The following is a 5,242-nucleotide window of genomic DNA, read 5'->3' as shown; positions in this document are numbered from 1 at the left end:
CTTTCCATCGCGCATCAAAGGTATCTGCCTCCAAGATTAGCGTGGTGCCAAACTCGGCCATTAATCCGCAGGATGCTCGAGGGCTAGCACCTCCCAATTCCGTCGCAATTCATCAGCTATGAGTTTTGCCTCACGTTCCGAACCTTTACGTAGCCAAGAGAAAGAATTCCGGAGATGGGAGAGGTAACGAGCCGAGAGACCTCTCGAGAGTTATTCCCTTGTTTGGTCTCAATGGCCCTTATTTGCGCTAACAGCAAGTCGTTGTGTCATCAGATGTGTTCAATAGCAAAGGATGTGTTTGCCATCAATCCACAGATGGGTCGGGCTCTCGTGGTGATTATTCCCCTCTCCTCTTTCGCTATGAGATGCTGTTACTCAACCCACTACAGCCTCATTGCCTATAATTAGTCGACAGCTGCAGCCGGCACCGCGCTCGAAGCGGTGCGACGCCCTATCTCCTTGCGGACGACTGGGGCCACTTCGGTGCCGAGCAGTTCGATGGCGCGCATGACCTTGTCGTGCGGCAAGGTGCCGACGGTGAGCTGCAGGAGGTGTCGCTGATGGCCGAAGAGCTCGTGCTGGAAGAGGATCTTCTCGGCGACTTCCTGCGGGCTTCCGACCACGAGATGGCCGCGTAAGGAACGCGCCGCGTCATACTGCTCTCTGGTCATCGCCGGCCAGCCGCGCTCCCGTCCTATCTTGTTCATCACGGCGGCGACCGAAGGTAAGGACTCGTCTGCCGCTCGCTGAGCGTTGTCGGCGAGGTAGCCGTGGGAGTTGATGCTCAGCGGGAGCTGCGAGGGGTCGTGTCCGGCCCGGCGCGCCGCTTCCCGGTAGAGCTCGAAGAAGGGCGTGAAGCGCTCAGGTTCACCGCCGATGATGGCCAGCGCCATAGGCAAGCCCAGGGTGCTGGCGCGCACCACGGACTCGGGGGTGCCGCCGACGGCGATCCACACCGGAAGCGTCTCTTGCAGCGGGCGAGGGTAGACGCCCAAGCCGTTCAGCGCGGGTCGGTATTTGCCCGACCAGGTGACACGCTCGGAAGCGCGCAGCTTCAGCAGCAAGCCGAGCTTCTCGTCAAAGAGCGCGTTGTAATCGTTCAGGTCGTAGCCGAACAGCGGGTAGGACTCGATGAAGGAGCCGCGGCCGGCCATGATCTCGGCGCGACCCTGAGAGAGCAGATCGAGGGTGGCGAAGTCCTGAAAGACCCTGACCGGGTCGTCGGAGCTGAGCACGGTGACCGTGCTGCTTAGGCGGATGGTTTTGGTGCGAGCCGCAGCGGCCGCGAGGACGACGGCCGGGGACGACACGATGAAGTCGGGGCGGTGGTGCTCGCCGAGGCCGAAAACGTCCAGGCCGACCTGATCGGCCAGCTCGATCTCTTCGATGAGATCGGCCATGCGTTGTGTAGGGCTGACCATCTTCCCGGTGAAGGGATCCGGGGTCAGCTCGGCGAACGAGTAGATGCCCAGTTCGAAGGCGCGCTCGGGGGTGGTCGAGTCGACGGGGGTGGAGGTTTGGGTGGTCATGGTTGCTCCTCATGTGGGGCGAGCGCATCGTGTTTCCCGGCTCGGCCCCGGCTCGTACCGACGAGGGCGGCTGATGAATAGAGTGGGCCTGAGCGACATGCTCAGACCCATGGTGGATTACTCAGCGGCTTGGGTGGTGCTTGCAGGGACTGTGCGGCTGACGAGGGCCACGAGGATGCTGAGGGCGGCAAGCATCGCGGCGATGCCTATAAGTGCAACGGGAACGGTCACGCCGAGGACGGTGTCGAGGGAGTATGCCCCGGGACCGGTGAGCGCAATCGCGACGGCAGTTGCGAGGAGCACCAGCGGGAACTCGAAGCCGTTATCGCTGGCGAACACTTTGGGCCAGTGAGCTAGGGCGATGGCCATCACCATGGTCGCAGCAGCGGCAATGGCGCCGAGCGGGGTGAGGAGGCCGAGCGCGAGCAGCAGTCCCCCACCGAACTCGCCTAGCGTGGCCGCCAGGGTCCACAGTCCTGCGGGTTTGAGGCCGAGGCTGGCGATCCAGCCGCTGGTGCCTTTGAGGCCGTAGCCGCCGAACCAGCCGAAGAGTTTTTGAGCGCCGTGAGCGGCGAGGAGCAGGCCGACGACGAGGCGCAGGATGAGTAGAGCGAGATCCAAGGTCATGTAAATTCCTCCAGGTGTTTGGGTATTACTAACTTCCCGTTAGCTACTATAGAAGAGTTACTTGCTTGTGTCAAGCCCCTTACCTTTGGTAAGATGAAGTATGAACACCCATGACCAAAGCCTCTGCCCCCTTTACCACCAGGCTGTTGAGATCATCGGCCGTCGCTGGACCGGCGCCATCCTGCTCGTCATGCTCCAGGGCGCCACCCGCTTCCGCGAACTCAGACAGACCATCCCGGATATCAGCGACAAAATGCTCAGCGAACGCTTAAAAGAGCTCGAGCTCGAGGGTATCCTCACCCGCACTGTCATCCCTGAGACTCCTGTTCGCATTGAGTACCGCCTCACCGAAAAGGGGCAGGCCCTAAAAAGCGTCATCGCTGGCATCAGCACCTGGGCCAGCGAGTGGCTTTTGCACCAGGAAACCGTTACCTGAAATCAATCCCGTAGCTACAGGTCAAGCGGCCACCAAGAGCAACGGCATGATGAGTCAATGCTTACAGGTCAGATCCTGCCTTCTATTGCGCCTCTTGACCACAAGAGCTGAGTTCAAGGTTTTGCAAGAAGCTCTTCCAACTCTTTCAGCAACTGCTCGGCCCGCTCGAGCTTGCTCCTGTTCTCGATAAGGTTGCTTTTGCCTATCCGGCGCACAATTGAAGAAAATCTTTGGGTCAACTCAAACCCTTTGGTTGGCTTTATTTTGCCCTTTGAACTCCTGGAATGCTCACGTAACTGTGTCAATGAGAAATTCTTCGTTACTGCCTGCTCGAGCAGCGTGTCGCGTTCAGCAGGGTCACTTACTCGCGCAATGATCATCGCTTTCGTGTAGGCAAGGCGTCCCTCTCTGATGGCCACAAGTACATTTTCGGGAAGTTTGAGAAGAGGCAAACGGTTCTTTACAAAGGATTCCCAAGTCATAGTTCCGAGGCGTTGAAAGGTTGCTAGTACCAGCTTGCCCTCCTTACCCATAACGTTATGGGTAACTTTTCCTCTTGCCTCGTTATGCATCTTGTAGAGCAGCGAAATCGTATCTTGCACATTGCTGTCAAGATGAGCAGAGAGAAGTTGCAAAATACCCTCGGTCTCCTCTATCGGATTCAGGTCTTCACGCTGGAGGTTCTCGAGCAGGGCGATCTCTTTAGCTTCAGTGTCGTTCATTTCTCGCACGATGACCGGCACAGTTGTAAGCCCCGCATTCGTGGCGGCTCGGTAGCGGCGTTCACCGGCGACGAGTTCGAATCCTCCAGCATGGGGCCGGACGAGCAGTGGCTGCACGACACCATACTGCCTCAGCGATTCTGTTAACTGCTGCATGGCTCCAGGGTCAAAGTAGCGGCGTGGCTGCGCCACCGACAAAGCGATCGCGTCAAGAGGGAGTTGATGATTAACTTTAACCCCATGCTCCTCTAGGGCTTGCTTTCTCGCCTTATCCATTGCGCTGCGAAGCTGCCCTGTCAACTTGTTACCCACCGAGAACCTCCCGCACCTCATCGGCCAGAGCAGAAACTTCCCGGTAGGCAGCTCGCCAATTCCACCCCCGGTAGCGGCTTACCGGAATGCCCTCAGCTGCAGCGGACACGTGAGCCGTTGATTGGCTCCACTCTGTGTTGAAGACGGGAATACCCTCGGCTTCGAGGGCGCCCCGCACTTCCTGCGCCATTGTTGTCCCGGGCTGTCGCCTGTTGATGAGCACGGCAAAGAAGAGATTAGGATTGTCGGTTAGTGCCTTCTGAACGCTGACCGCAGTGGCCTCAACCATGGACATCAGATCAATGACCGAAGGCGTCACGGGAATAATTGCCAAGTCCGCAACTGCCAGAGCAACATCCATGAGTGGAGATCCGAGTGAGGGAGGTCCATCAATGACCGTCCAGTCGAACCCAGCCAGGCTTGGAATAGTCTTCAGTTCCTCGGCATCTGTCACTTCTCGCCATCTGCCCGGATAGGAGCGATCTTCCGGTGCCCTCGACACCCAGCCAGCGGCCGAGGCTTGCGGATCAGCGTCAATAAGTAAGGCAGAGGTACCCGCTGCTAGTTCGGCCAAGAGGTTTACGGCGACCGTCGTTTTGCCCACCCCACCCTTTTGGTTTACAACAGAAATCGTTTTCACCGTTTCGCCTGTACATCCTCTTCTTGAACAGAAAGGTAGAAGCCTTCCCGGGCAAGAAAGTCCTCCAGCGCCTTTCGGATCACCGCTGTCTTTGAAGGCGCCCATTCTACGCTGTTGCGATATGCCTCGAGTGCTCTGGCAAGATCACCATGAATACGAAAGCTGGTCGGCTGGTCGTCCATGTAGCAATCGTATTACTTGTAATACAAACCCATTATGGCAAATTGCATTTGCTGGATCCCTCTTCAGACAAAGATGAGCGCCAGGAAGGCTCCCCTCTTTACTAAGCGTTGGAACACGCATAACAAAGAGTTGCAAAGGGGTGCCTTGTCCTTCCTAACGATTTCCCTTCATCTTTGGGAAATGATGAGACCGAACTGAGTGGGGGAGAGGTCGTTATTCACTACTGTCCCTGTTCTTCCCCGCTCGAGTGCCAGGCGGTGGCTGAGCATATTGGTGAGGATTACGAGTTCAAGCGCTTCAGCGAGGACGAGGCCCACCCGCTCGACATGATGTGCCTTCTTGCTCGAGTTCGGCGCGGTCAATCTTGCCTTTGCCGTGAAGAGAGCGGGCGCGATATGATTGTCGTCGATATTTGGCTGGAGTCTATCCATTGTGGGGTCAAAGGCTTAGCCTTCGCTGTTTAGAGGCGGCAGTGTCGCAGCAGGAGAGCATGCGCCCAAGCAATAACCTGGGATAAGTGGCAACGAGCTGACAGAAGCGAGGACAGGTGCGTTTCCTCAACGCACTTATCTACCCCCCTGGCTGGACGTCGCGTTCTCGTCTTCAGGGCTTAGCTCGAGCCCACCTTTCTGCAGGGAATCCAGGACGTCCTTAGCTCGAGCCACCACACTGGCGGGCATGCCGGCGAGCTGCGCCACCTCGATGCCGTAGGACTTGCTGGCCGGCCCAGGCAGGACCTGGTGGTAAAAGACCAGGTCACCATCTCGCTCCTCAGCGGCGACATGCCGGTTCT

The 5,242-nt window shown here is 57.9% G+C and carries 8 protein-coding genes; 1 reads left to right on the top strand and 7 read right to left on the bottom strand.

Features of this window, described 5'->3' with window-relative positions:
* Nucleotides 1-404: 404 nt before the first annotated feature.
* Together M3498_01030 and M3498_01025 are read right to left on the bottom strand one after the other, a co-directional pair.
* Nucleotides 405-1,529 carry an LLM class flavin-dependent oxidoreductase gene (locus M3498_01030; protein MDQ3457880.1) on the bottom strand — a complete coding sequence of 375 codons (1,125 nt, stop codon included), beginning with the start codon at nt 1,527-1,529 and terminating at the stop codon, nt 405-407.
* Between the two features lie 117 nt (nt 1,530-1,646).
* Complete coding sequence (locus M3498_01025) at nt 1,647-2,156, bottom strand: DoxX family protein (protein MDQ3457879.1); 510 nt, start codon at nt 2,154-2,156, stop codon at nt 1,647-1,649.
* A gap of 100 nt (nt 2,157-2,256) precedes the next feature.
* On the opposite strand from M3498_01025, the gene M3498_01020 reads away from it, so the two are divergent.
* Nucleotides 2,257-2,592, top strand: a complete 336-nt coding sequence (locus M3498_01020) for a helix-turn-helix transcriptional regulator (protein MDQ3457878.1) — start codon at nt 2,257-2,259, stop codon at nt 2,590-2,592.
* Between the two features lie 113 nt (nt 2,593-2,705).
* On the opposite strand, the gene M3498_01015 is transcribed toward M3498_01020, so the two are convergent.
* The 5 genes from M3498_01015 to M3498_00995 all read right to left on the bottom strand — a co-directional run.
* Entirely contained in the window at nt 2,706-3,626 is a 921-nt protein-coding gene (locus tag M3498_01015) for a ParB/RepB/Spo0J family partition protein (GenBank protein MDQ3457877.1), read from the bottom strand.
* On the bottom strand, nt 3,619-4,230 hold the full coding sequence (locus M3498_01010; protein ID MDQ3457876.1) for a ParA family protein: 612 nt from the start codon (nt 4,228-4,230) through the stop codon (nt 3,619-3,621). The genes M3498_01015 and M3498_01010 overlap by 8 nt, the downstream gene beginning before the upstream one ends.
* A 32-nt stretch (nt 4,231-4,262) precedes the next feature.
* Nucleotides 4,263-4,448, bottom strand: a complete 186-nt coding sequence (locus M3498_01005; GenBank protein MDQ3457875.1) for a hypothetical protein — start codon at nt 4,446-4,448, stop codon at nt 4,263-4,265.
* A gap of 168 nt (nt 4,449-4,616) precedes the next feature.
* Complete coding sequence (locus M3498_01000) at nt 4,617-4,880, bottom strand: hypothetical protein (GenBank protein MDQ3457874.1); 264 nt, start codon at nt 4,878-4,880, stop codon at nt 4,617-4,619.
* Between the two features lie 135 nt (nt 4,881-5,015).
* Nucleotides 5,016-5,242, bottom strand: a 227-nt coding sequence (locus M3498_00995) for a hypothetical protein (GenBank protein MDQ3457873.1), incomplete at its 5' end; no start/stop codon positions are given.

It is taken from the genome of Deinococcota bacterium (genome assembly GCA_030858465.1).
Lineage (GTDB): Bacteria > Deinococcota > Deinococci > Deinococcales > Trueperaceae > JALZLY01.
Note: the sequence above shows the minus strand (reverse complement) of the source record. Positions and strands in the feature narration are given on the sequence as shown.